Source organism: Streptococcus sp. HMSC071D03 (assembly GCF_001812125.1).
Classification (GTDB): Bacteria; Bacillota; Bacilli; order Lactobacillales; family Streptococcaceae; genus Streptococcus; species Streptococcus pseudopneumoniae_N.
Genome location: NZ_KV807749.1, coordinates 3,934 through 4,362 on the forward strand (window position 1 = coordinate 3,934; position 429 = coordinate 4,362).

The following is a 429-nucleotide window of genomic DNA, read 5'->3' on the forward strand; positions in this document are numbered from 1 at the left end:
TGGAATTACTTAATATTATTGTAAAGGTAATTGCTCATGTAACACCTACTGTTAAAGCAACCATTGATTCTAATATTTCTGGTGGGAAAGGAATATTTGAAAAAACTATCATTACTTTAGTAGGGAAAGCTGTAAGTGGAGTAGCTAACATTATTCTAGGGATTATTGTTTTCTTACGTTACTTGGATTTGTATATGCTTAAAGCCCTAGCTCCATTGTTAGTAGCCTTCTTTATGATGGATTCGTTGCGCTCTGTTACGATTAACTTCCTAAAATACTTTGCAGCCTCTGCCCTTATTGGTGTCATCCTAATTATTGTTTCTGTTGTATATGATTCGATTGTTGCGGCAGATATCCTAAAGGTCACGACTGGTTCCAGTGATTCCTGGGGAACAGCCTTTGCTTCAATTGCCAAGGGGGTTATCTATA

At 36.8% G+C, this 429-nt stretch carries 1 pseudogene; it reads left to right on the forward strand.

Annotated features, from left to right (window positions below):
- A pseudogene (locus HMPREF2837_RS05120) lies at positions 1-429 on the forward strand (conjugal transfer protein TrbL); the annotation flags it as partial.